Origin of the sequence: Pseudomonas fluorescens (assembly GCF_019212185.1) — a bacterium.
Taxonomy (GTDB): Bacteria; Pseudomonadota; Gammaproteobacteria; order Pseudomonadales; family Pseudomonadaceae; genus Aquipseudomonas.
The window spans coordinates 5,991,148-6,015,325 of record NZ_CP078138.1; the positions used below are offsets into that span (position 1 = coordinate 5,991,148).

Consider the following 24,178-nt stretch of genomic DNA (forward strand, 5'->3'; position numbering starts at 1 on the left):
ACTAAAATCACTGCAAATCCCTGTAGGAGCGAGCCTGCTCGCGAAGGCGGTAGTTCAGCCAACATTGATGTTGAATTTGACTCCGCCATCGCGAGCAGGCTCGCTCCCACCGTTTTTATGCATCCGCCCTCGCAGCGCACGCACCTGAAGACATCGTCTACATTGTCTGTCGAGCCTCGGCTCACATAACAATAATCAGGAGCGTGCGAATGTCACTTCAAGGCAAAACCCTGTTCATCACCGGTGCCAGCCGTGGCATTGGCCGCGAGATTGCCCTGCGCGCGGCGCGGGACGGGGCCAATATCGTGATCGCAGCCAAGAGCGCAGAACCCCACGCGAAACTGCCCGGGACCATTTTCAGTGTCGCCGAGGAAGTCGAAGCGGCCGGGGGCAAGGCGCTGGCGCTGCAGGTGGATGTGCGTGACGAGGTGGCGGTGCATGCGGCGCTGGCAAAGGCCAACGAACACTTCGGCAGCATTGATGCGCTGATCAACAACGCCGGGGCGATCAAGCTCACCGGGGTCCAGCACATCGAACTCAAGCGCTTCGACCTGATGCACCAGATCAACACCCGCGCCGTGCTGCTGTGCAGCCAGGCCGCCCTGCCCTATCTGAAAAAATCCTCTGGGCACATCCTCAACCTGTCGCCACCGCTGAATCTGGCCACCCAGTGGTTCGCCCAATACAGCCCCTACACCGTGACCAAATACGGCATGAGCATGCTGACCCTGGGCATGAGTGAGGAATTCAAGAACTACGGGATAAGCGTCAACTCGCTATGGCCGCAAACCATGATCGCCACGGCAGCCATCGAGTTTCAGCTGGGCTCGCGGGAGTCGTTCAAGCATGCGCGCCTGCCGGCGATCATGGCCGATGCCGCACATGTCATCTTGAGCAGCAGCGGGCGCAGCCTGACTGGGCGTTTGTTGATTGATGAAGAGATTTTGCGCGAAAACGGTGTGAGCGAGTTTGAGCGCTATCGGTTTGAGCCGGGGAGCGATGCGAAGCTGATGCCGGATTTGTTTGTTGATTAACTGTAGGAGCAGCCCGGGCTGCTCCTACAGGGGGTATCGATTACTTCAATAATCAATCCGCACATCCCCCTTCGGCACGCTGCAGCAGGACAGGATGAAGCCTTCCGCTTCGTCTTCCTCGGTGATCCCGCCGTTGTGTTCCATCTCCACCTCGCCGCCCAGCTTGAGCACTTTGCAGGTGCCGCAGATGCCCATGCCACAGGCCTTGGGGATGAGCAGCCCGACCTTGGCCGCCGCCGCATGAACCGTCTCGCCGGGTGCCACACGAATGCTCTTGCCGGAAGTGGTGAACTCCACCTCATGCAGATCCGCCGCATCCACTTCGGGCGCGTCGGCCGCTTGCTCGGCCTGCTCCACCGCATCGGCCCGCGCCTCGGGCGGGGTCGCGCCGAAGGATTCTTCGTGATAACGCTTCATGTCGAAGCCGGCATTTTCCAGCAGGCGCTTGACCGCGTTCATGTACGGCGTCGGGCCGCAGCAGAACACTTCGCGCTCGAGGAAGTCCGGGACCATCAATTCGAGCATCTTGTGGTTCAGGTACCCGCGATACCCGGCCCACGGCTCACCCAGGCCGTGTTTCTCGCAGATCAGGTGCAGGCTGAAGTTATCGATCCGCGACGCCATGTGTTCCAGTTCGCGGTGATAAATGATGTCTTTCGGCGAGCGGGCGCTGTGGATAAACGTCATATCGACATTGGCGTTGGTGTCGTAGAACCAGCGCGCCATCGACATGCACGGGGTGATGCCGACGCCGCCACTGAGGTACAGCACTTTCGGGCTGGGGAAATCGATGGCGTTGAACAGCCCCACCGGCCCGTGCACCGCCAGCTCCTGACCTTCATGCAGGGTGTCGTGCAGCCAGTTGGAAACCTTGCCGCCCGGTACGCGCTTGATGGTCACCGAGAAGCTGTAAGGCACCGACGGCGAGCTGGAAATAGTGTACGAACGCATGATCGGCTGACCTTCGATCTCCAGCTCCAGGGTGACGAACTGCCCCGGCTTGAAGAAGAACATGATCGGCTGGTCGGCCATAAAGCAGAAGGTGCGCACGTCCCAGGTTTCCTGGATGACTTTGACGCAACGGACAATGTGTCGGCCATTGGCCCAGGTCTGGGTGGTTACCGGGTTCAGGAAGCTGTTGGACATGCTGATCTCCACGGCCGACTGTCGGCCTCATGTTGGCGATTCTGCGTATAGCGCGAACCGCCCGTTTACCTATCTGCGACATTCACATGCTTATCGCGACCAGCCCCCAACCACCGGGGCTTGCGCGTCGGGAACAGATTGCACCATGTCGCCCATGGATAAGGTTCTGGCCCGCGCCGGCCCCACACTCGCCCCATACCAAGACACCCCCCTTACACCTTGCGTAGCATTCCACAGCAGTACACCTGATTAGCCACTTTCGCCGGCCACACAGAATGGCCTTGAGGATCACATCGATGGACGTCACCGCAAAAATCAGCCTGGGCGATCCGCTGGAACCCGCACGCAAGGCCACCGCGCAGATGCTTCAGGAACGCGAGCGCACCTTCTCGCTGCCGCAGCCGTTCTACAGTGACGAGCGCCTGTTCGATATCGACATGCAGGAGATCTTCCAGAAAGAGTGGTTGATCGCCGGCATGACCTGCGAGATCCCAACCAAGGGCAACTACCTGACCCTGCAGATCGGCAAGAACCCGATCATCGTGATTCGCGGCGCCGAGGGTGTGGTGCATGCCTTCCACAACGTCTGCCGTCACCGTGGTTCGCGCCTGTGTACCAGTGAGAAGGGCAAGGTTGCCAAGCTGGTCTGCCACTACCACCAATGGACCTACGAACTCGACGGTCGCCTGCTGTTCGCCGGCACCGAGATGGGCGACGACTTCGACATGAAGCAGTACGGCCTCAAGCCGGTGAATGTGAAAACCGCCGGCGGCTACATCTTCGTCAGCCTGGCGGAAAACCCGCCGGCCATCGATGATTTCCTGTCAACGCTGAATCACTACATGGAACCCTACGACATGGAGAACACCAAGGTGGCGATTACCACCACCTTGATGGAGAAGGCCAACTGGAAGCTGGTGCTGGAAAACAACCGCGAGTGCTACCACTGCAACGCTTCGCACCCTGAGCTGTTGAAAACCCTGCTGGAATGGGACGACGTCACCGACCCACGCGCCGACCAGGCGTTCAAAGACCACGTGGCCGCCTCCGCTGCCGCCTGGGACGCCGAGAAGATCCCGTACGCCCATGCCAGCTTCGGCCTGCGCAACCGCATCGTGCGCATGCCGCTGCTCAAGGGCACCGTCTCGATGACCATGGACGGCAAGCAAGGCTGCGCCAAACTCATGGGCCGCATCAAGAACCCCGACCTCGGCTCGATGCGCATCCTGCACCTGCCGCACTCGTGGAATCACTGCATGGGCGACCACATCATCGTCTTCACCGTGTGGCCGATCAGCGCCCAGGAAACCATGGTCACCACCAAGTGGATCGTCCACAAGGACGCCGTCGAAGGCGTGGACTACGACGTCGAACGTATGCGAAAAGTCTGGGACGCCACCAACGACCAGGACCGTCGCCTGGCCGAAGAGAACCAGCGCGGCATCAACTCCACCGCCTACCAGCCAGGCCCGTACTCCAAGACTTATGAGTTTGGCGTGGTGAATTTTGTGGATTGGTACAGCGGCCGCATGTTGCACAACCTGGGGGCAGAGCCTGCGCCGTATCTGAAGGGTATTGCGGTCAGCAGCTAACGACTGGCCTGAACTGTACAAATTTCGATCTATCACCTGTCCGGCCATGCCGGACAGGGCTTGCAACGATCCGCAAACAAGTTATCCACACCTCAGCCCACAGCAAATGTGGGCAACTGTGGATCTGCCTCCAACTATTTCCACACAATGCCAATAAAAACCGTGACTTATTCGAATTCACAGTTTTTACGCGCAGCTGTCTGTTTTTTGATCAACCCTCTTAAAGCCACGTTTTTAAAGGCCTACAGAGGATCGCGAACACCTTATCCACAGAACCGCCAACAGAGTTTGGGGGCAACTTGTGCATCGCGGCGTATCGTTGTGGAAAACCCCGTCCAGCCCGCATATTTCGGGGGATTCAGCGGGAGAATAGAGAGTAAATGGCGCATTTGACCATTAAATGATCAAACTCTTGGAGGCCTTGTTTTATAAGGCTTGCAGGCGACAGCAAACAACTTGTCCACAGAAGCGCCAACAGAGATTGGGGGCAAGTATCGGCCTACTGAGTCTCCAGCCCCCCAAAAAAACCTTCAAAAAACAACCACTCACGTTGATTGTTTTTCGTACAAAGGCGTACTGGGCTTGCTGCGTAAGGGGTGTAGCGAGGGGTGAACATGTTATCCACAGATGCGCTCACAGGGATTGTGGGTAACACCCGTACCCGAGAACGAATGGTCACATATGTCTGATTGATTTGGGCGGTTGGCGGATGTCTTGACCCGCATTTGTAGGAGTGGCACTCGATAAAGAACTTCTCTCGAGCACTGAAATTTCGTCCATCTCGATCACAACATGCGCTCCATTGACCTTTGGCACAGAGGCCAGCGGCGGAACAGGCGGGACCTCAAATGCCTTTCCCTTGATCAAATGCTTGATGTTGTTTTTTATCGTAGTCGTCAAGGTGCCAGCTCGGGCGCCATTAACAATGGCTGGCACATAACGAACCATCGTAGCCCCAGCAGAAACCAAAGTCGCCCCGTTCGAGATATAGACGGCAGAGGCGAACCCTGCCAATTGTCCAACTGATCCCGCAATCGCAGTCGTGGAAGCAACCGTGCTTAAACGTGCGGCGTATAGCATCCAGCCTTTGGCAGTAGCTCCCACCAGATTGGTCGTGACTATTCCGGCATGCAGCGCAGTGGTTGCCGATAGTTGAATGAGTCGGGCAACGGCCTGACCGTATTGACCCGAAGGGTCTACCCAGTTGAGCGGGTCACCCGTGCAATACGCATAGGCATTAATCCCCCCCTTGCCAAACGGACTCAACCGATCCGGGCTATGAAACCTCATCAGCACCGGGTTGTAGACGCGATGACCATTGCCCAGGTGATACCAGCCGGTAGGACGCTCGCGGAGTTGTCCATTGAAGCCAAGGTGGCTGCCAGGTGGATGCTGACTGATGGGCACGCCATAGGCGCTGTAGGCACGCCGATTGGGCCCGGCGTGGTCGAGTTCAGCGAGGATGGATTGCTGCAGGTCGGTGGGCAGCAGCAGGGTGCGCGAGGCAGCCGGAGGGGTGACGGGGGAACGTGGGTGATTCGCAGAAAAGTCCATCATCTGGCCTCGCATCGATCAAGGCGCCCCACAGGGCACCTCGGATGCAGACCACGCTAGCAAACAGCGGCTGAAAGCAACACTAGCAGTTCTGCTAGTGTTGCCCTCCCCGCTAGCGCACCACGCCTTCTTCGATCAGCAGTTTGAGGATCGCTTGGGCGCCCTCTTCTGCACTCACGCCCTTGAGCACCTGCCCCCCGCCGCCGCTGGCCTTGGCGGTGGCGGCTTTCATGCGGTCGGCGCCGCTCTTGGCCTTGATCACCTTCAGGCGCTTGGGCCGCGGTTTGGCCGGTTGCAGGGTGGCGCTGGCGAGCAGTTCGTCGTCCAGCACTTCGACTTCATGGGCTTGTAGTACGCCACGACGCGCCGGGCCGTAGGCGCTCTGACGAGGTTTGGGTGCGGCGTTGTCCACCGTGGCGAGGAATGGCAGACGCACTTTCAGACGGCGTCGCTGGCCCCGTGGCAAAGCTTGCAGCACCAGGGCCGAGGTGCCGTCGATGGATTCGACCTCGGCCAGCCCCACCACCAGCGGCCAGCCGAGGCTTTCGGCCAGCAGGAACGGCAACATGCCCGAGCCTTCGCCGGTTTCCGCCTGGCTACCGGTGAGCACCACCTGGGCGCCGGCGCCACGCAAATAGTCGGTCAACGACGGCAAGGCATCGGCGCCCGTCGGTTGCTCCAGTACATGCAATTGCTCCAGCCCCATGCCCAGGTAGGCGCGCAGGGCCGGTTCGGCGATGTCGCCGGCATGCAGCACCTGTAAGTTATCCCCAGCCAGTTGCAGGCCGAGTTCGACCGCTCGCGCATCCTGATCGGCACGACGTGGCCGGCCGGAGGTCGGGTGGGCGCCGATGGAAACCAGGCTGATGACTTTAGTGCTCATGACCCATTCCTTTCCTTAAGCCGCATCGCGCTTGGCGTCGTTGCGGTAAGCCGCCACCGCCGCGATCAAGGCGTGGAATATTTCGCTACTCTCGCCGATCACCGACAGGTCAGCGCGCTTGATCATGTCGCACCCGGGATCCAGGTTGATCGCCACCACCTTGTCGCAGGCACCGATGCCCTGCAGGTGCTGGATCGCCCCGGAAATCCCCACGGCCACATAGACTCGCGCAGTAACCCAGGTGCCGGACGCGCCGACCTGCCGATCGCGGGCCATGAAACCGTCGTCCACCGCCACCCGCGAGGCGCCTTCGGTAGCACCCAGGGCAGCAGCCGTCTGATGGAACAAGTCCCAGTCCTTGACGCCGTTGCCGCCCGAGAAGATGAACTCGGCCTCGGCCATCGGAATCGCGCCCGGGTCCACCGCCACCGCACCCAAATCTTCGATCCGCGACAGGCTGCGGGCGACGCTTGTGGATAACTCCATCGGCAAGGCTTCGTGACGGGTTTCGCTGACCGGTTCGGCACATTCGACGGCGCCGAGGATCAAGCGCGCCAGTGGCCGCGCCAGGTCCTGCAAGCCAGCGCCGGCGCGGCCGATACAAGCCTCATCCTTGACCTGCCAAACCCTCGTGGCCGGGCGTTCACCGAGGGCGGCGGCAAATCGCCGACCCAGTTCGCCACCGCCGCTGCGGCTGTCAGGCAGCAGCCAGTGACGCGGGCTGAACTGGTTATCCACAGCCCGCAAGCCCTGGACCCGTTGTTCCGGTGCATAACCGCTGAACTGCTCGCCTTCGAGCACCAGCAAGCGATCAACGCCAGCCGTGGCGAAAGCGCTCTCTTTGTGTTCGCCGAAGACCACGGCCAGGACCGCGCCGTCCTTGCCGGCCAATTGATGCGCCAGGCCGAGCAAATCGCGGTCATGGCTGCTCAAGCGGCCGCCGACCATGTCCGGCACCACGCTGATGTAGAACGCCGGGGCTGGCACCTGATGCAGCGGCAATTGCACCTCGGCCGCCGCCGTGCGCTTGACCGTGCCGCCTTGCTGGGCGCCGCTGCGGTCGATGCGCTTGAGGCCGTTGGGGCCGATGAAACCGACGCCATGAGGGTTCTTGCGAATCACCCCGTTCGGCCCCATCCAGCTGTGTTGCACCGGCTGCATGGCCGCGTGCAGCGGGTGCAGGCGGTTGCGGGCAATCCATTCGGCTCGCGGATCGCGACGGATAATCTCGCTCATCAATGCACCTCCGCAGGTTCGCGTTTGGTCGGTGCCTTGGCGGGCGCGGCGTCTTCGAGCAACGCATCGGCCACCAACTCGGCAATGTCCTTGATCACTGGGCGCGGTTCGACCACCCCTTCGAGCATCGCCGTGCACTGCGGACAACCTACCGCCACCAATTCGGCACCGGTCTCGCGGATGTCTTCCATGCGCATGTCAGGGATCCGTTGTTTGCCCGGAATGTCGGTGATCGGCGCGCCGCCGCCACCGCCGCAGCAGCGTGAGCGGAAACCGGAGCGTTGCATTTCCTTGACCTCGATCCCAAGGGCGCGCAGTACCTGGCGCGGCGCCTCGTATTCGCCGTTGTAGCGACCGAGATAGCACGGATCGTGGTAGGTCACGCTGTCGCCTTTGTGCTGGCCGAGATTGAGTGCGCCAGCGTCGATGATTTCCGCCATGTAGGTGCTGTGGTGCTGCACCAGGTAGTTGCCGTCGAAGGCGCCGTACTCATTTTTCAGCACATGGAAACTGTGCGGATCACAGGTGACGATGCGGTTGAAACGGTATTTGGCCAGGGTCTGGATATTGCGCTTGGCGAGCATCTGGAAGGTCGCCTCATCGCCCAGGCGTCGGGCCACGTCACCGCTGTCGCGCTCTTCGAGACCGAGCACGGCGAAGTCAATTTTCGCTGCTTTCAGCACTTTGACGAAGGCGCGCAAGGTGCGCTGGTTGCGCATGTCGAAGGCGCCGTCGCCAACCCAGAACAGCACGTCGGTGGCTTTCTTTTCGCTCATGAGATTGAGGTTCAAGTCCGCCGCCCAGTTCATTCGACCGCCCGGCGCAAAGCCGCCCGGGTTGTCGGTGGCGATCAGATTTTCCAGGACTTCGGCGCCCTTGTTCGGCGTCGCGCCTTTTTCCAATGTCAGATGGCGGCGCATGTCGACGATGGCATCGACGTGCTCGATCATCATCGGGCATTCCTCGACGCAGGCGCGGCAGGTGGTGCACGACCACAGCGTCTCGGCGTCCACCAGGCCGTTGACGATTGGCTGGTGCGGATTTCCGGCGTGTTCGCCGATGGCTTTACCAGGATACGGGCTCCCGGCGAACTTGGCGTCGGTGCCACCGGCCAGGCCGACCACCATGTCCTGAATCAGTTTTTTTGGGTTCAGCGGCTGGCCAGCGGCGAATGCCGGGCACGCCGCTTCGCATTTACCGCATTGCACGCAGGCGTCGAAGCCGAGCAGTTGGTTCCAGGTAAAATCCTTGGGCTTTTCCACGCCCAAGGGGGCTTGAGGGTCGTTCAGGTCAAGCGGTTTAAGACCCGTTGAACGACCACCGCCAAAACGTTCGGCGCGACGGTGCCAGGCCAGGTGCAGGGCACCGGCGAAGGCGTGCTTCATCGGCCCGCCCCAAGTCATGCCGAAGAACAACTCGGACACGCCCCACAGCACACCCACACCGAGAATTGCCGCCAGCAGCCAGCCGCCGAAGTGCTCCGGAAGAATCCCGGCCACCGGCAAGGTCAGCACGAAGAACGACGCAGAGAACGCCAGCAGGCTTTTCGGCAGGCGCATCCACGGGCCTTTCGACAGGCGCGCAGGCGGATTGCGCCGACGCAGGTAGACGAAGATTGCGCCGACAAACATGACCACTGTCATCAGCAACAGGGCGTAGCCGAGCCAGCGGTTATGCAGGCCAAAGCCATGGACGATGATCGCCAGGACGATCGACGCCACCGCGCCACCGGCTGTGGCGACGTGGGTGTTGGCGATGTATTTGTCGCGGGCGACCACGTGGTGCAGGTCGACCATGTAGCGCTTGGGCATGGCCAGCAGGCCGCCGAGCAGGTCGACCTTCGAGGCTCGGCCACGGCGCCACATGTTCACCCGGCGCAGCGCGCCCAGGACACCAAGGCCCAGGGCTGCGAACAACAGGATTGGAAGAAGGGTGTTCAACATGGTGAAGCTCCCACCAGTACATCTTGGAGAAACACGGTCGGCGGTTCTGTGGGAGTGAGCCTGCTCGCGAAGGCGGACTGACATTCAACATCAATGTCGACTGATCCACCGCTTTCGCGAGCAGGCCTGTTCCCACAGGGTCATGTGCAAGCCGTTAGAAATCCTTGCACAGGCGCAGGGCGTCGTAGATGGCGGCGTGAACGTTACGCTGGGCCACGCAGTCGCCGATGCGGAACAGCAAGTAGCCGTCGCCGGCCTCGCTCAGGCAAGGCTGGGGCTTGATCGCGAACAGCGCTTCAACGTCGACCTGGCCCTTGTTGCGCGAGCCTTCCTTGAGCGCGTAGTAGATCTGCTCATCGGGACGCACACCGTTTTCCACGACCACCTGGTCGACCACCCGCTCCTCTTTGGCGCCGGTGTATTCGTTCTCCAGCACCGCCACCAGCTTGTCGCCTTCGCGATAGACCTTTTCCAACATCATGTCGCCGGTCATGATCACTTCTTTCGGATACATGCTGCGGTAGTAGGTCGGGAACGACGTACCGCCGATGGCTACGCCCGGCTTGATGTCGTCGGTGACGATCTCGACCTGGCTGCCCTTGTCGGCCAGGAAGTCGGCCACCGACATCCCAGTGAATTCGCAGATGGTGTCGTAGACCAGCACGTTCTTGCCCGGCGCCACCTTACCGTCGAGCACGTCCCAGCTGCTGACCACCAGGCCTTCGGCCGAGCCCCAGTGTTCGTTCTGCTCGAGGAAAGGGTGGCCGCCAACGGCGAGCACCACCACATCCGGACGCAGGTCCATGATGGTCGGCGCATCTGCCGCCACACCCAGGCGCAGATCGACTTTCAGGCGCGCCAGTTCCAGCTGATACCAGCGGGTGATACCGGCGATCTGGTCACGTTGTGGCGCTTTCGACGCCGTGGTGATTTGCCCGCCGATGAATTCTTTCTTCTCGAACAGGGTCACGTCGTGGCCACGTTCAGCGGCAACGCGTGCCGCTTCCATCCCGGCAGGACCGGCACCGACCACCACGACCTTGCGTTTCACGCCGGTGGTTTTCTCGATGATGTGCGGCACGCCCATGTACTCACGGGAGGTCGCGGCGTTCTGGATGCACAACACGTCCAGGCCCTGGTACTGACGGTCGATACAATAGTTGGCACCCACGCACTGCTTGATCTGGTCGATCTGGCCCATCTTGATCTTGGCGATCAGGTGCGGGTCGGCAATGTGCGCACGGGTCATGCCGACCATGTCGACGTAGCCGCCCTCGAGAATCCGCGTCGCCTGGTTCGGGTCCTTGATGTTCTGCGCGTGCAGCACCGGCACCTTGACCACTTCCTTGATCCCGGCAGCCAGGTGCAGGAACGGCTCCGGTGGATAACTCATGTTGGGGATAACGTTGGCCAGGGTGTTGTGGGTGTCGCAACCCGAGCCGACCACACCGATGAAATCAAGCATGCCGGTGTCGTCGTAGTACTTGGCGATCTGCTTCATGTCTTCATGGGACAGACCGTCCGGGTGGAACTCGTCACCGCACAGGCGGATGCCCACGCAGAAATCGTCGCCCACTTCTGCACGCACCGCCTTGAGCACTTCGAGGCCGAACTTCATGCGGCCTTCGAAGGTACCGCCCCATTCGTCGGTACGTTTGTTGACCCGCGGGCTCCAGAACTGGTCGATCATGTGCTGGTGCACCGCCGACAGTTCGACGCCGTCCAGGCCACCGGCCTTGGCCCGGCGCGCAGCCTGGGCGTAGTTGCCGATCACCCGCCAGATTTCTTCCGGCTCGATGGTCTTGCAGGTGGCACGGTGCACCGGTTCGCGGATACCCGACGGCGACATCAAAGTCGGCCAGTTGAAACCGTCCCAACGCGAGCGACGGCCCATGTGGGTAATCTGGATCATGATCTTGGCGCCATGCTTGTGCATGGCGTCGGCCAGGTTCTGGAAGTGCGGGATGATGCGGTCGGTGGACAGGTTGACCGAGCTCCACCACTCCTGCGGGCTGTCGATGGCCACCACCGAGGAGCCGCCGCAAATCGCCAGGCCGATCCCGCCCTTGGCTTTCTCTTCGTAGTACTTCACGTAACGGTCGGTGGTCATACCGCCGTCAGTGGCATAGACCTCGGCGTGCGCGGTGCTGAGCACGCGGTTGCGGATGGTCAGTTTGCCAATTTGAATTGGCTGAAACATTGCTTCGAAAGCCATGGCCGGGTCCTCGACTTACAACGGCTTGACGGTGAACAAGCCGTCTTCGTGACCCTCTTCGGAGCCACCGTAGACTTGTTCGGCCACAGTGCGGATCTGGCTGCCGCGCGCTTGCAGGATCTGGTCCATGGCCCCGGCAAACCAGCCGGTGAACATGTAGTCGACCTTGCGCCCGACCTTGCCGTACACGTAGACGAATGCCGAGTGTTCGAGCTTGACACTGGCGGTGCCTTTGTCGAGGTCGATGTCCTGGATCTTGAACAGGCCCCAGCCGCGTTGCGACAGGCGTTTCATGTAGTGCTCGAACACCGCGACGCCTTCCAGGCCGTGGCATTCGGCTTCTTTCTCGCACCAGTGCCAGGCGGATTTGTAGCCGGCCTTGTAGAGGATTTCAGCGTAGGCGTCGGCGCCCAGCACTTCCTCGATGCCCATGTGGTTGTTGACGAAGAAATGCCGTGGCACGTACAGCATCGGCAGGGCGTCGGAGGTCCAGACACCGGTCTCGCTGTCGACTTCGATTGGCAATTGCGGGGCGATCTTGGCCATGGAAACTCAACTCCAGAAAAATTGTGTTGTTGCCCGCTGCGCGGAGGGCAGCGGGCAAGGATTCAGCGGCGTAGTGGCTTATTCGCCCCAAACATCTTTCAAGACGTTCACCCAGTTCTCGCCCATGATCTTGCGCACTACCCGCTCCGGGTGACCGCGCTTAAGCAGGGTTTCAGTGAGGTTGGGGAACTCGCCCACGGTGCGGATGCCCAGCGGATTGATGATCTTGCCGAAGCTGGTCAGGCGGCGGGCGTAGCCCTTGTCGTGAGTCAGGTATTCGAAGAAGTCCTGGCCATGGCCCTGGGTGAAGTCGGTGCCGATGCCGATGGAGTCTTCGCCGACGATGTTCATCACGTACTCGATGGCTTCGGCGTAGTCGTCGATGGTCGAATCGATGCCCTTGGCGAGGAACGGCGCGAACATGGTCACGCCGACGAAACCGCCGTGGTCGGCGATGAACTTCAGCTCTTCATCGGACTTGTTGCGCGGGTGCTCCTTGAGCCCCGACGGCAGGCAGTGGGAGTAGCAGACCGGTTTTTTCGATTCGAGGATGACTTCTTCCGAGGTCTTGGAACCGACGTGGGACAGGTCGCACATGACGCCGACCCGGTTCATCTCGGCGACGATCTCGCGACCGAAACCCGACAGCCCGCCGTCACGCTCGTAGCAGCCGGTGCCTACCAGGTTCTGGGTGTTGTAGCACATCTGGACGATGCCAACGCCGAGCTGCTTGAACACCTCGACATAGCCGATCTGGTCTTCGAAGGCGTGGGCATTCTGGAAGCCGAAGAGGATGCCGGTCTTGCCCTGTTCCTTGGCCTTGCGGATGTCGGCGGTGGTGCGCACCGGCATCACCAGGTCGCTGTTCTCGCGAATCAGTTTCTGGCTGGCTGCGATGTTGTTGACGGTGGCCTGGAACCCTTCCCACACCGACACGGTGCAGTTGGCCGCGGTCAAGCCGCCTTTGCGCATGTCTTCAAACAGCTCTCGGTTCCACTTGGCAATGATCAGCCCGTCGATAACGATGCTGTCGGCGTGCAGTTCGGCTGGGCTCATCAGGCTGTCCCCTTATTGGCGATTCATGCGCCGAATCGTCTGCCGGCGCTTTGGGGCCAGCATATGCCTCGGTGCCGGGGCGCCCGGGTGCAAAAACGACAGGGGGTTTGCCGAAAGCGTCAATCCGCGACAAAGGGTCAGGCTGCGGCGGATTTGCCCGGCTGTTCTTTAGCCGACGCTTGCGCCAGAATCCGCCGCATCACTGGATGTTTCACTGGATGGGGCGGCAGCAATGAAATCGATCTTCTTCGCATTGGCACTGATAGCGACCGGCGTACAGGCGGCTGAAGAGGCTGACAACACGCCGTGCGATGCGGTGGAAAACGACATCCAGACCCTGGAATGCGCGACGTACAACAAAACCACTGCCGAGCAACTGCTCAAGGAAAACTTTCAGGGTTTGCTGGAGCGCGTCCAAAGTCAGGCGGGCAACAAGGCACAGGCGGCGGACGTCACCGCCAAGCTGCAGGCCGCCGAGCAGTTGTGGATCAAGTCTCGCGATGCCGACTGCGCAATTGCGCCCTTCCCGTCCGCTCCGGGCAGCAAGGCCTACACCATCGACCAGAACGATTGCCTGGCGAACAAGAACGACGAACGGTCGGAGTTTCTCGAGTCGATTGCGCAGGAGTGAGGCTTGAGGGTTAAGCTGCAGGTCATAAGCCAGTACAAGGATTCAGCATGAAACTCTGCGGCATTGAAATCAAAGGCAGCGAAGCGATCATCGCCGTGGCCTCCCTCGACGGCTCAACCCTCAGCCACGTCGCCCTCGCCACCAAGAAAATCGCGCTGGCGGATGACGACGACGCAGCCAACGTCAAACTGTTCGCCGCGCAGGTGGCGTCCTTTGTGCGGGAAAACTCCATCGACCGCATCGCGATCAAGAAGCGCAGCAAGAAAGGTGAATTCGCCGGCGGCCCGACCACCTTCAAGATTGAAGGTGTGTTGCAACTGCTCGACGGCTGCGAGGTGACGCTGCTGTCACCGCAGACCATCACCGCACAGGCCAAAAAACAGGGCGGTGAGCTGCCGGCGACGCTGAACAAGTATCAGCATGAGGCGTACAAGACGGCGTGTGCGGCGTTGTTAAAGAAGTAAACAAACTACCTGGCAATACCGATGAACTGTAGGAGCGAGCCTGCTCGCGAATGCGGTATGTCTTTCAACCTCGATGTCGAATGACAAATTGCGATCGCGAGCAGGCTCGCTCCTGCAGGGCTCTGTGGAGCTCAGGCCTGCGCAGTTCGCCGGTCTTCCCGTGGACAGCGGGCAAACCTCGCCCGATAGCTGCGGGTGAAGTACGACGGCGATTCAAACCCGCAGGCGATGCTCACTTCCAGCACGCTCATGTCGGTCTGACGTAGCAGTTGTCGGGCTTTTTCCAGGCGCAGGCGCAGGTAGAAATTGCTCGGGGTGTCGTTGAGGTGCAGGCGAAACAGGCGCTCGAGTTGGCGCCGGGTGACCTTGATCGAATCCGCCAATTGCAACGTGGTCAGCGGCGGCTCGCTGTGCTGCTCCATCTCACCAATCACCTGCACCAGCTTCTTATTGCTGATGCCGTAGCGCGTGGCGACTTGCATGCGCTGGTGGTCCTTGCGCGGGCGGATGCGTCCAAGCACGAATTGTTCGCTGACCTGGATCGCCAGCTCCGGGCCGTGGGCCTGGGCGATCAGGTCGAGCATCAGGTCGATGGAGGCGGTGCCGCCGGCCGAGGTGATGCGCCGGCGGTCGATTTCAAACAGTTCCTGGGTCACGCTCAACTGCGGATAGGATTCCTTGAAGGCTTCAATCGCCTCCCAGTGCAACGTCACGCGATGGCCGTCCAGCAAGCCGATCTCGGCGAGCACCACGCTACCGGTGTCGATACCGCCGAGGGTCACCCCGTCGTGATCGAGTCGGCGCAGCCAGTGCGCCAGCGCCGCGTCGAGGAACTTCAGCGGCTCGAAGCCGGCGACCACCAACAGGGTCGCGCCCTTCTTCAAAGGCTCCAGTGCCGCATCGGCGTTGAGCGACATGCCGTTACTGGCCAACACCGGCCCACCGTCAGCGCTCAGCACATGCCAGCGGTACAGCTCGCCGCGAAAGCGGTTGGCCACGCGCAGCGGCTCGATCGCCGAAATGAAGCCGATGGCGGAAAAGCCCGGCATCAGCAGAAAGTAGAAATCCTGAGACATTCAACGCACTCGACTGGCAGGGAGGACGGGTAGCGTGCTGACGGTGATACGCCACTTGCCGGCGACACACAAGAGCAGGGGTCGCTGCAGTGCAAGAGCTGGTCGCCGCAGTGCGTTTTCTGCGAGGGTGAGCTGCGTAACTTTGCATCACCGGCGCAACAGACGCCGGAATCGACAATAACGACCTGCCGAGGATCCCACCATGAAACGACTGATCAGCAGCTGTGTTCTTGCACTCAGCGGTACCGCATTTCTCAGTTCCGGTGCCATGGCCGCCGACCCCGCCGCGTGCCAGAACGTACGCATGGGCGTGGTGAACTGGACCGACGTGATCGCCACCAGTGCCATGACCCAGGTCCTGCTCGACGGCCTCGGCTACAAGACCAAACAAACCAGCGCGTCCCAGCAAATCATCTTCGCCGGCATCCGCGACCAGCGCCTGGACCTGTTCCTCGGCTACTGGAACCCGTTGATGACCCAAACCATCACCCCGTTCGTCGACGCCAAGCAAGTCACGGTCCTCGAAGCGCCAAGCCTCAAGGATGCCCGCGCCACTCTGGCGGTGCCCACCTACCTGGCCGACAAGGGCCTGAAATCCTTCGCCGACATCGCCAAATTCGAGAAAGAGTTGGGTGGCAAGATCTACGGCATCGAGCCCGGCTCCGGCGCCAACACCCAGATCAAGGCGATGATCGCCAAGAACCAGTTCGGTCTCGGCAAATTCCAGCTGGTGGAATCCAGTGAGGCCGGCATGTTGGCCGCTGTGGATCGGGCCGTGCGGCGCAAGGAAGCCGTGGTGTTCTTTGGCTGGGCGCCGCACCCGATGAACGTCAACGTGCAGATGACTTACCTGACCGGCAGCGACGACGCCCTCGGCCCGAATGAAGGCATGGCCACGGTCTGGACGGTCACCGCGCCGACCTACGCCGAGAGGTGCCCGAACATCGGCCGCCTGCTGACCAACCTGACGTTCACCGCCGAAGACGAGAGCCGCATGATGCAACCGCTGCTCGATCACAAGGACGCACTCGAATCGGCCCGCCAGTGGCTCAAGGATCATCCGCAGGACAAAGCGCGCTGGCTCGAAGGGGTGACCACCTTCGACGGCAAGCCAGCGGCCCAGAACCTGCAACTGACCAGCCAGTAACCGCACACCACACAACCGCTTCGCAGCCCGACTCGGGCTGCGAACAGAACCCTCACGCCTGAAGGAAACCGCACCATGAACCACGACGTCATCATCACCTGCGCACTCACCGGTGCTGGCGACACGACCGCCAAGAGCCCCCACGTGCCGGTCACTCCGAAACAGATTGCGGCGGCTGCGGTGGAAGCGGCCAAGGCCGGCGCCACGGTGGTCCACTGCCACGTGCGCAACCCGCAAACCGGCAAGTTCAGCCGCGACGTGGCGCTGTACCGGGAAGTGATGGAGCGCATCCGTGAAGCGGACGTCGACATCATCGTCAACCTCACCGCCGGCATGGGCGGCGACCTGGAAATCGGCGCCGGCGAGAACCCTATGGAATTCGGCCCCAACACCGACCTGGTCGGGCCACTGACCCGCCTGGCCCATGTCGAGGAACTGCTGCCAGAAATCTGCACCCTGGACTGCGGCACCCTGAATTTTGGCGACGGTGACACCATCTACGTATCGACCCCGGCCCAACTGCGCGCGGGGGCCAAGCGCATCCAGGAACTGGGGGTGAAAGCCGAGCTGGAAATCTTCGACACCGGCCACCTGTGGTTCGCCAAACAGATGATCAAGGAAGGCCTGCTCGACGACCCGCTGTTCCAGCTGTGCCTGGGTATTCCGTGGGGGGCGCCGGCCGACACCACCACCATGAAGGCGATGGTCGACAACTTGCCAGCCAACGCGGTGTGGGCCGGCTTCGGCATCGGCCGCATGCAGATGCCGATGGCCGCGCAAGCAGTGCTGCTGGGCGGCAACGTACGGGTCGGGCTGGAAGACAACATCTGGCTGGACAAGGGCGTGCTGGCGACCAACGGCCAACTGGTCGAGCGCGCCAGCGAAATCCTCAGCCGCCTCGGCGCCCGCGTCCTGACCCCGGCCGAAGGGCGCAAGAAGATGGGGCTGAAACAGCGCGGTTAAGCGATCACCACCCCCCCTGTAGGAGCGAGCCTGCTCGCGATGAGGCAGGTACATCCGGAGCATCATCCGCGACAGGAATACCGCCATCGCGAGCAGGCTCGCTCCTACAGTTTTTTATTGCGGACTCTTCAGGAATCGACCATGAGCTTTATCACCGAAATCAAAACCTTCGCTGCTCTGGGCAGTGGTGTCATCGGCAGCGGCTGGGTCTCCCGCGCCCTCGCCCATGGCCTGGATGTGGTGGCCTGGGACCCGGCGCCCGGAGCCGAGGCGGCGCTGCGCAAACGCGTGGCCAATGCCTGGGGCGCGCTGGAACAACAGGGCCTGGCACCCGGCGCATCGCAGGATCGCCTGCGTTTCGTCGCCACCATCGAAGAGTGCGTGCGCGACGCCGACTTCATCCAGGAAAGCGCGCCGGAACGCCTCGAACTGAAACTTGAACTGCACAGCAAGATCAGCGCGGCAGCCAAGCCCAATGCGCTGATCGGCTCCAGCACCTCGGGCCTGTTGCCCAGCGAGTTCTACGAGAGCGCCACGCACCCCGAACGCTGCGTGGTCGGCCACCCGTTCAACCCGGTGTACCTGCTGCCGTTGGTCGAAGTAGTCGGTGGCAAGAACACCGCGCCCGAAGCGGTGCAGGCGGCGATGCAGGTCTACGAATCCCTGGGCATGCGCCCATTGCATGTGCGCAAGGAAGTACCGGGGTTCATTGCCGACCGCCTGTTGGAAGCGCTGTGGCGCGAGGCGCTGCACCTGGTCAACGACGGCGTGGCGACCACCGGTGAAATCGACGACGCGATTCGTTTTGGCGCCGGGCTGCGCTGGTCGTTCATGGGCACCTTCCTGACCTACACCCTGGCCGGTGGCGATGCCGGCATGCGTCACTTCATGGCGCAGTTCGGCCCCGCTCTGCAACTGCCCTGGACCTATCTGCCGGCACCGGAGTTGACCGAGAAACTGATCGATGATGTGGTGGACGGCACCCGCGAGCAGTTGGGCCAACACAGCATTTCGGCGCTGGAGCGCTATCGTGATGATTGCCTGTTGGCGGTGCTGGAGGCGGTGAAAACCACCAAGGCCAGGCATGGCATGAGTTTCAGCGAGTAATCGGTCAGCACGACTATCCCTTCGCGAGCAGGCTCGCTCCCACAATGACCGCGCAAAACCTGTGGGAGCGAGCCTGCTCGCGAAAGGGGGTAGTCCAGTCACTCTATAAATTGGATCAGAAACCATGCCCACCCTCACCACCTATCAAACCACCATCATCCCCGACTGGGTCGACTACAACGGCCATCTGCGCGACGCCTTTTACCTACTGATTTTCAGCTACGCCACCGACGCCCTGATGGACCGCCTGGGTATGGACAGCAGCAGCCGCGAAGCCACCGGCCACTCGCTGTTCACCCTGGAACTGCACCTCAACTACCTGCACGAAGTAAAGCTCGATACCGAGGTCGAAGTGCACACACAGATCATCGGCCACGACAGCAAACGCCTGCACCTCTACCACAGCCTGCACCGCGTCGGTGACCCCCAGGAACTCGCCGGCAACGAACAAATGCTGCTGCATGTCGACCTCGCCGGGCCGCGCTCCGCACCTTTCACTGCAGCGACTCTTGAACGCCTGCAAGGGATCATCGCCGAGCAGACCGACCTGCCCGTTCCCGCTTATATCGGCCGGGTCATTGCCCTGCCACCTGCCCGATAATTCCACCCATCGCAAGGAGCCGTCATGAACACCGCTGCCGCCGTTGCCGATTTCCGTACTTACCCGTTGATCAGCGCGCTGCACGGCGTGCAGAACCTGATGGACCGCGTGCTGATCGAGTGGGCCGATCGCCGGATCAGCCCGTTCCACCATGTCTGGCTGCGGGACAATTGCCCGTGCGCGGAATGCGTCTACAGTGTCACTCGCGAGCAACTGTTCGAGATCGTCGACGCTGCACCAGACCTGGCACCCAGCGCTGCCTATATCGATACCGACGGCTGCCTGCGCGTCGATTGGCAGGACGGCCATCTCAGCCGTTTCGACGCCGGTTGGCTGCGCGCCCACGCCTACGACGAGCAATCCCGCCGCGAACGTCTGGCGGGCAAACCTCGCGCGCATTTGTGGCACAGCGATCTGCGCCTGCCGGTATTCGACTATGCGGCGCTGATGGACGACGATCAGGCCCTGTTGCACTGGCTGCTGGCGGTGCGCGACACCGGCCTCACCCAGGTGCGTGGAGTGCCTACAGAACCGGGCTCGTTGAAGCTGATCGCCCAGCGCATATCGTTTATCCGCGAGAGCAATTTCGGCGTGCTGTTCAACGTGCAATCCAAAGCCGATGCCGACAGCAATGCCTACACTGCCTTCAACCTGCCGCTGCACACGGACCTGCCGACCCGCGAGCTGCAACCCGGCCTGCAGTTCCTGCACTGTCTGGTGAATGACGCCGAGGGTGGCGAAAGTATTTTCGTCGACGGTTTTGCGATTGCCGATGCGTTGCGCCAGGAGGATCCCGAGGCCTTCCACAGCCTGTGTGAGATCCCCGTGGAGTTTCGCAACAAGGACCGCCATAGCGACTACCGCTGCCTGGCGCCGATCATTGCCCTGGATGCATTGGGACGGGTCGCGGAGATACGCATGGCGAACTTCCTGCGCGGGGCGTTCGACACCTCGGTGGAGCAGATGCCCAAGCTGTATCGGGCCTATCGGCGATTGATCGGCATGACCCGCGAGCCGCGCTTTCGCCTGATCCAGCGACTCAGTCCCGGCGAGTTGTGGTGCTTCGACAACCGCCGCACCCTGCACGCCCGCAACGCCTTCGACCCCGCCACCGGCGCCCGGCATTTCCAGGGATGCTATGTGGATAGAGATGAGTTGTTGTCGCGGATTCTGGTGTTGCAGCGCTAGACCGCGTCATCGTTCATTGCGAGCAGGCTCGCGATGGCGTCCATCAATACAGAACAAAACTAAAGGAAGGACAGACAAAAAAAGCCCCGATACAAGCCGTGACAGGATCGGGGCACAAGGTACTGTTGAGGAGCCGTTGCGCGAGGGTGACCAAACCTTCGTGAAGCGAGCTGAGGCCAGTGTGCCCACTCCGTCGTACGGCAAGTTAGCCGAAAACGACATGCTCATAGCCAATGTGGACACCCCGACAAAACAACCTTGCCCCCGCCACCCGCGCCTACCAGAATCGAGTCACCCCATTGTTCCCGGAAGAAGGATTTGCGTCATGATGCACGCCGATTTGATTGATCAGGAAGACCTGTTGGGCCAGCTCAAGGCGTTGGGTTTTCAGGTGCCCGTCGGCGCCACGGCCGAGCAGGCCTGCGAATGCGCAGTGAGGGGGCTGGACAATGCCCGGGCGTATGAACTGCGCAAGATGGTCAAGGATATCTACACCAGCAGCGCCACCATCCTCCCGGCCGTGCGCCAGGCGATCGACAAGCAGCTGTTGCCAGCCCTGGCCGAATTCCAGCAAAGCCATACCTGCCGCTAAAAGCTTCGCGAGCAGGCTCGCTCCCACAGGTTATGCATTGTTTGCTCAACTGTAGCAACGATGCAGATCCAATGTGGGAGCGAGCCTGCTCGCGAGAAGGTATACGCGGTTTAGAGCCTTACACTGGCAAACGTCGACTCATTACGCGCCTGGCTCAACGCCGACATCGGCCCCGACAGCGGTGCCAATACCAAGGCTTGTGGAATCGGCATCATCGCCACCTGTTGGGTGGTGTTGGAGCCGACGCGCTCGTCACGCGGTGGAATGCCGAAGTATTCGCGGTAGCACTTGGAGAAGTGCGGCGTGGAGACGAAGCCGCAGACCGACGCCACTTCGATGATCGACATCGGCGTCTGCTTGAGCAATTGCCGGGCGCGGATCAGCCGCAGCTTGAGGTAGTAACGCGACGGCGAGCAGTGCAGGTATTTCTGGAATAGCCGCTCCAACTGACGACGGGACACGGCGACATACACCGCCAGTTCATCGAGGTCGATCGGCTCTTCGAGGTTGGCTTCCATCAGCGCGACGATTTCCTGCAGCTTCGGCTGGTTGGTGCCGAGCATATGTTTGAGCGGCACGCGCTGGTGATCCTGTTCGTTGCGAATGCGCTCGTAGACAAACATTTCCGAAATCGCTGCCGACAGTTCGCGGCCGTGATCGCGACTGATCAGGTGCAACATCATGTCCAGGGGCGCGGTGCCGCCGGAGCTGGTGAAGCGGTTACGGTCGAGGGTGAACAAGCGTGTGCTCATCGCCACCCGAGGAAAAGCTTCCTGCATCGCCGCCAGGCATTCCCAGTGCACGCTGCAATCAAAACCGTCGAGCAGACCCGCGCAGGCCAGAGCCCAACTGCCGGTGCAAACTGCGCCGAGGCGACGCGACTGGCGCGCCTGGCTTTGCAGCCATGACACGTGTTCACGGGTCACGGTGCGCTGGATGCCGATACCGCCGCAGACAATGATGGTGTCCATCGCCGGCGCTTTGTGCATGGAGGCATCGGGGGTGATCTGCAGACCATCACTGGCCCAGACCTGGCCGCCGTCAACGGTGAGGGTGGTCCAGCGATACAGCTCGCGACCGGACAACTGGTTGGCCATGCGCAGTGGCTCGACTGCTGAGGCCAGGGAAATCAGCGTGAAATTGTCCAGCAGCAGAAAGCCGATGGATTGAGGCGCACGGTTCTGGGGTTGGGCCCCTGAGTTGAACGACGTCATCGCGGTATCTCCTCACACAAAGCGGGTGATGGCCTCAGGCGGAGGCTCTTGTTATGGCCATCGTTCTCGAGTGGGAGACGGGCTTTGTAATGACAGAGCAATTGCCATGCCTAAAATTGAATGGCCAATCAATAACTCCTGAAAACGACATAGGAGTGTGTCTGTACATGACGCGCGGCGCGCAGGACTAATCGGCTTGGCACGGCCGTACAACGGCACAGTTCAAGGAGCTGTGAGCAAATCGGTAGCACTTGTGGGAACTGGGTTGCGAGCGATCAGACAAGAGTGTCACCGCAGGCACCGGTGACGGACGGTAGGGGCACTCAAAGAGCCCCCTGCTTTCGATGGGCTATTTATCTGAGAGCGACGCGCTAAAAGGTGGCGGGATTGCAGAGGGGTGATCAGTTTACGGGCAGTTTTGACTGGTCGGGACTCTTCGCGAGCAGGCTCGCTCCCACAATGTCCTGGTGTACATAGAACCACTGTGGGAGCGAGCCTGCTCGCGAAGGGATCGACGCGGTATCAAGGACTCAACACTCCACAGCACTCACCGCCAACCCACCACGCGATGTCTCTTTGTATTTGTCATGCATATCCGCCCCGGTATCACGCATGGTGCGGATCACCCGGTCCAGGGAAATGAAGTGCTGGCCGTCCCCACGCAAGGCCATTTGCGCGGCGTTGATCGCCTTCACCGCCGCAATCGCGTTGCGCTCGATGCACGGCACTTGCACCAACCCGCCGACCGGATCGCAGGTCAGACCGAGGTTGTGTTCCAGGCCAATCTCCGCGGCATTGCACAACTGCTCCGGCGTGGCCCCGAGAATCTCCGCCAGCCCCGCTGCCGCCATGGCGCAGGCCGAACCGACTTCGCCCTGGCAACCGACTTCGGCGCCGGAGATCGACGCGTTCTTTTTACACAGGATGCCCACCGCCGCCGCGCCGAGCAGGTAGTCGACCACGTTGGCGTCGGTCACCGCCTCGCTGAACTTCATGAAGTAATGCAGCACCGCCGGGATGATCCCCGCAGCGCCGTTGGTGGGTGCCGTGACCATGCGCCCGCCCGCAGCGTTTTCTTCATTGACCGCCAGGGCAAACAGGTTGACCCACTCCATGGCGCTCAAGGTCGAGCCAATCACGTTGGGCTTGTTCAGCTCTTGCAGACTGCGGTGCAGCTTGGCTGCACGGCGCCGCACATTGAGCCCGCCCGGCAGGATGCCTTCGTGCTTGAGACCCTGTTCAACACAATCCTGCATGGCCCGCCAGAGCTTCATCAGGCCACTGCGGATTTCTTCCTCACTGCGCCAGACCTTCTCGTTGGCCAGCATCAGCTCGGCCACCCGCAGGTTGTGCTTCTGGCAAAGCTCCAGCAACTCGGCGGCGCTGGAAAAATCGTAGGGCAACACGGTGCTGTCCAGGTCCACCACACCGCTGGACGCCTGGGCCTCATCGACGACAAAACCGCCGCCGACTGAATAGTAGGTGTCGCGATGGATTTCGCTGTTTTCATCAAACACCACCAGGGTCATGGCATTCGGGTGGAACGGCAGGTTCTCGTCAATCAGGCGCATGTCCCGCGACCAGATAAAAGGCACCGGTAGACGACCGTCGAGCAGCAGGGTGTCGGTTTCGCGCAGGGTGTCGATGCGAATACCTATTTGCGACGGATCGATTGCGTCCGGCCACTCCCCCATCAAGCCCATGATCACCGCGTTGTCGCTGCCGTGCCCGATGCCGGTGGCCGACAGCGAGCCATACAGCTGCACCTCGACTCGCCGCACTTGTTCCAGCAACTGCTTCTCACGCAGCGCCTCGACAAACAGCGCACCGGCGCGCATCGGCCCTACAGTGTGCGAGCTAGACGGACCGATGCCGATTTTGAACAGGTCGAAAACGCTGATAGCCATGACGTACGAGACTCCTCGATGAGCAGGTTCCAGGCCGCAAAGCACCCGGTGACGGAGCTGCTACGCTCAAGCAGCGACCCGTG

The 24,178-nt window shown here is 61.4% G+C and carries 21 protein-coding genes; 10 read left to right on the forward strand and 11 right to left on the reverse strand.

All coding sequences use genetic code 11. The features are described from left to right. The first annotated feature begins 209 nt into the window (after positions 1-209). Positions 210-1,034, forward strand: coding sequence for an SDR family oxidoreductase (locus KW062_RS27065; protein ID WP_027617097.1), 825 nt, complete (start codon positions 210-212; stop codon positions 1,032-1,034). A 45-nt stretch (positions 1,035-1,079) separates the two neighbouring features. Here KW062_RS27065 and gbcB read toward each other — a convergent pair whose 3' ends face one another. Then, positions 1,080-2,180: a glycine-betaine demethylase subunit GbcB gene (gbcB, locus tag KW062_RS27070; RefSeq protein WP_027617096.1), complete on the reverse strand. Its 1,101-nt coding sequence runs from the start codon at positions 2,178-2,180 to the stop codon at positions 1,080-1,082. Positions 2,181-2,476: 296 nt separating this feature from the next. On the opposite strand from gbcB, the gene gbcA reads away from it, so the two are divergent. Then, positions 2,477-3,772, forward strand: a complete 1,296-nt coding sequence (gene gbcA, locus KW062_RS27075) for a glycine-betaine demethylase subunit GbcA (protein WP_027617095.1) — start codon at positions 2,477-2,479, stop codon at positions 3,770-3,772. 675 nt (positions 3,773-4,447) lie between these two features. On the opposite strand, the gene KW062_RS27080 is transcribed toward gbcA, so the two are convergent. The 7 genes from KW062_RS27080 to KW062_RS27110 form a co-directional block, all read right to left on the reverse strand. Further along, on the reverse strand, positions 4,448-5,329 hold the full coding sequence (locus tag KW062_RS27080; protein WP_256350849.1) for an RHS repeat-associated core domain-containing protein: 882 nt from the start codon (positions 5,327-5,329) through the stop codon (positions 4,448-4,450). Positions 5,330-5,438: 109 nt separating this feature from the next. Then, a complete protein-coding gene (gene etfB / locus KW062_RS27085; RefSeq protein WP_105755983.1) occupies positions 5,439-6,209 on the reverse strand; it encodes an electron transfer flavoprotein subunit beta in 771 nt (256 codons plus the stop codon). A gap of 15 nt (positions 6,210-6,224) precedes the next feature. After that, entirely contained in the window at positions 6,225-7,445 is a 1,221-nt protein-coding gene (etfA, locus tag KW062_RS27090) for an electron transfer flavoprotein subunit alpha (RefSeq protein WP_105755984.1), read from the reverse strand. After that, positions 7,445-9,388: a dimethylglycine demethylation protein DgcB gene (gene dgcB / locus KW062_RS27095; protein ID WP_027617092.1), complete on the reverse strand. Its 1,944-nt coding sequence runs from the start codon at positions 9,386-9,388 to the stop codon at positions 7,445-7,447. The genes etfA and dgcB overlap by 1 nt, the downstream gene beginning before the upstream one ends. A gap of 154 nt (positions 9,389-9,542) precedes the next feature. Next, entirely contained in the window at positions 9,543-11,603 is a 2,061-nt protein-coding gene (gene dgcA, locus KW062_RS27100) for a dimethylglycine demethylation protein DgcA (protein WP_027617091.1), read from the reverse strand. Between the two features lie 15 nt (positions 11,604-11,618). Next, positions 11,619-12,149 carry a DUF5943 domain-containing protein gene (locus tag KW062_RS27105; protein WP_027617090.1) on the reverse strand — a complete coding sequence of 177 codons (531 nt, stop codon included), beginning with the start codon at positions 12,147-12,149 and terminating at the stop codon, positions 11,619-11,621. Positions 12,150-12,227: 78 nt separating this feature from the next. After that, entirely contained in the window at positions 12,228-13,205 is a 978-nt protein-coding gene (locus tag KW062_RS27110; protein WP_027617089.1) for a dipeptidase, read from the reverse strand. A 232-nt stretch (positions 13,206-13,437) separates the two neighbouring features. On the opposite strand from KW062_RS27110, the gene KW062_RS27115 reads away from it, so the two are divergent. Beyond that, complete coding sequence (locus tag KW062_RS27115; protein WP_027617088.1) at positions 13,438-13,836, forward strand: lysozyme inhibitor LprI family protein; 399 nt, start codon at positions 13,438-13,440, stop codon at positions 13,834-13,836. Positions 13,837-13,883: 47 nt separating this feature from the next. After that, entirely contained in the window at positions 13,884-14,300 is a 417-nt protein-coding gene (locus KW062_RS27120) for a DUF3010 family protein (protein WP_027617087.1), read from the forward strand. A gap of 131 nt (positions 14,301-14,431) precedes the next feature. Here the strand turns inward: KW062_RS27120 and KW062_RS27125 are convergent, their stop codons facing one another. After that, the gene (locus KW062_RS27125) at positions 14,432-15,376 is read right to left on the reverse strand and encodes a GlxA family transcriptional regulator (protein WP_105755986.1); all 945 of its coding nucleotides are present in this window, start codon (positions 15,374-15,376) and stop codon (positions 14,432-14,434) included. Positions 15,377-15,578: 202 nt separating this feature from the next. On the opposite strand from KW062_RS27125, the gene KW062_RS27130 reads away from it, so the two are divergent. The 6 genes from KW062_RS27130 (at position 15,579) to KW062_RS27155 (ending at position 20,974) form a co-directional block, all read left to right on the forward strand. Beyond that, complete coding sequence (locus KW062_RS27130; RefSeq protein ID WP_027617085.1) at positions 15,579-16,523, forward strand: choline ABC transporter substrate-binding protein; 945 nt, start codon at positions 15,579-15,581, stop codon at positions 16,521-16,523. 75 nt (positions 16,524-16,598) lie between these two features. Continuing rightward, complete coding sequence (locus KW062_RS27135; protein ID WP_027617084.1) at positions 16,599-17,486, forward strand: 3-keto-5-aminohexanoate cleavage protein; 888 nt, start codon at positions 16,599-16,601, stop codon at positions 17,484-17,486. Positions 17,487-17,627: 141 nt separating this feature from the next. Beyond that, positions 17,628-18,593 (forward strand): L-carnitine dehydrogenase, encoded by a 966-nt coding sequence (locus KW062_RS27140; RefSeq protein WP_105755987.1) that lies wholly within the window; start codon positions 17,628-17,630, stop codon positions 18,591-18,593. 124 nt (positions 18,594-18,717) lie between these two features. Further along, complete coding sequence (locus KW062_RS27145; RefSeq protein ID WP_105755988.1) at positions 18,718-19,194, forward strand: thioesterase family protein; 477 nt, start codon at positions 18,718-18,720, stop codon at positions 19,192-19,194. A gap of 24 nt (positions 19,195-19,218) precedes the next feature. Beyond that, a complete protein-coding gene (locus KW062_RS27150) occupies positions 19,219-20,382 on the forward strand; it encodes a gamma-butyrobetaine dioxygenase (RefSeq protein WP_105755989.1) in 1,164 nt (387 codons plus the stop codon). A gap of 325 nt (positions 20,383-20,707) precedes the next feature. Then, positions 20,708-20,974, forward strand: a complete 267-nt coding sequence (locus KW062_RS27155) for a hypothetical protein (protein ID WP_105755990.1) — start codon at positions 20,708-20,710, stop codon at positions 20,972-20,974. A 110-nt stretch (positions 20,975-21,084) separates the two neighbouring features. On the opposite strand, the gene KW062_RS27160 is transcribed toward KW062_RS27155, so the two are convergent. Together KW062_RS27160 and KW062_RS27165 are read right to left on the reverse strand one after the other, a co-directional pair. Then, positions 21,085-22,188 (reverse strand): GlxA family transcriptional regulator, encoded by a 1,104-nt coding sequence (locus KW062_RS27160; protein WP_027617079.1) that lies wholly within the window; start codon positions 22,186-22,188, stop codon positions 21,085-21,087. Between the two features lie 530 nt (positions 22,189-22,718). Further along, the gene (locus tag KW062_RS27165; protein ID WP_027617078.1) at positions 22,719-24,095 is read right to left on the reverse strand and encodes an L-serine ammonia-lyase; all 1,377 of its coding nucleotides are present in this window, start codon (positions 24,093-24,095) and stop codon (positions 22,719-22,721) included. Positions 24,096-24,178: the final 83 nt, after the last annotated feature.